We start from the raw sequence: 1,563 nt of genomic DNA on the forward strand, positions 1-1,563 counted from the left end.
GGCAAGCCGATTCCGGCCGTAATTCGGTTACACAGGACGAGGCCGCCGCAAGCGTCCACAGCCGGGAGGCGGGCACAATGCATACAGACGGTACGGTACTGGACCAGGATTCCGCACTGTATCCCTTCCCCGAGGGTTGGTACTTCGTTGCAACCCGCGAGTCCATCCTCAGGGACAAACTGTTTGCGAAGACCTGGCTGGGTCAAAACATCGTCGCCTGGTGCGACGATGAAGGGCGCATCTGCGTGGCCGAGGCGGTCTGTCCCCATATGGGCGCCGACCTGAGTCCCGAGGGCGGAGGGGCAGTGCGCAACGGCTGCCTCGTCTGTCCGTTCCACGGCTTCCAGTTCGATGCGGTCGGCCAGTGCGTTGCCACGCCCCATGCCCCGCCGCCGAGAACGGCCAGGCTGAAGGTGTTCGAAACACAGGAAGTGCTCGGCCTCGTCTTTGCCTGGTGGGGTATCGAAGGCCGATCGCCGCAGTGGAGACTGCCCGAGGAGCCATCAACCGGAGCGGATTGGAGTTCTTTCGAGTTCAAGACCTTCCGTTTCCGGGGCCATCCACAGGAGACCGCCGAGAATTCGGTGGACCTTGCCCACCTGCGACTCGTGCACGGCTACGATCACGTTGAGCCAGTGGGAAGCGTATCGGTCCACGGCGCCTACCTGAAGAGTTGCTTCGACTTCAAGCGCCAGCGACGGATCGCGGGAATATTCAACGTTCTGTTCAATGTCTCGGCGACCACTCACGTGCACGGACTCGGCTACTCGTACGTGGAGATCCGCGAGCATTCCATCGGCATGGACGCGCGCCTGTGGGTTCTCTCCACGCCGGTGGACGGAACCCACAACGAACTGGTGCTGGTCTCTCAGGTCCGGGATATCCGCAACCCCGGGCGCTTTGCGGTGGGCCTCGGGTTCCTGCCGTTGCGGCTGCGCACGCTGCTGATGAACAGGATCATGAGCCGCGCGCAGAAGCGGGATGTCGATCAGGACGTGATCATCTGGGAACGCAAGCGATACCTGCCGCGGCCGCGGCTCAGCCGCGCTGACGGGGATATCGCGGTGTACCGCCGCTATTGCAGGCAGTACTATGGCGGTGCTCGCGACCAGGTGGGCCGGGACCTGCGGCATCTGCGGTCTGTCTAGCCATGATGGACTGACCTGCCCCAGCCTCAAGAACCGTCAATTTCTCATGGTGTGTTCAGAACGGTTTGAGTTCGCCCTCGAAGCCGTAGATTCTGCCGCTGTATTCCGGCGTCGCCTTGTCGATGACCTCGATGAAGCCGGCTACAACCTCATTCACCGGCGTGCCGCGATTGCCTATTTCGTCCTCGGCCATCCCCTCGAATCGCTCGGTGATCGTGAAGCCCGGCGCCAGGTTGAACGTGATGGCGTCGGGATCCATGGTCCTCAAGTGGGCGGCGAGGTTGACCATGTTCCTGTTCAGCGCCGCCTTGGTGCTCTTGTAAAAGAACCCGGTACCGGCAAAGGCTTCCATGCCGACCGTCACCGAGCCCGCCCCCGAGGTCATGTTGAGAATCATCTTGCGGTCGCTGGCAAG

2 protein-coding genes are annotated in these 1,563 nt (G+C 62.3%); one reads left to right on the top strand and one right to left on the bottom strand.

Going from position 1 to position 1,563, the window contains the following annotated elements; genetic code table 11:
* The coding region (locus OXG98_15725) for a Rieske 2Fe-2S domain-containing protein (GenBank protein MCY3773455.1) at window positions 1-1,148 on the top strand (1,148 nt) is incomplete at its 5' end.
* 55 nt (window positions 1,149-1,203) lie between these two features.
* Here OXG98_15725 and OXG98_15730 read toward each other — a convergent pair.
* Window positions 1,204-1,563, bottom strand: a 360-nt coding sequence (locus OXG98_15730) for a hypothetical protein (protein MCY3773456.1), incomplete at its 5' end; no start/stop codon positions are given.

The organism is Gemmatimonadota bacterium (assembly GCA_026706345.1).
Taxonomy (GTDB): domain Bacteria; phylum JAAXHH01; class JAAXHH01; order JAAXHH01; family JAAXHH01; genus JAAXHH01.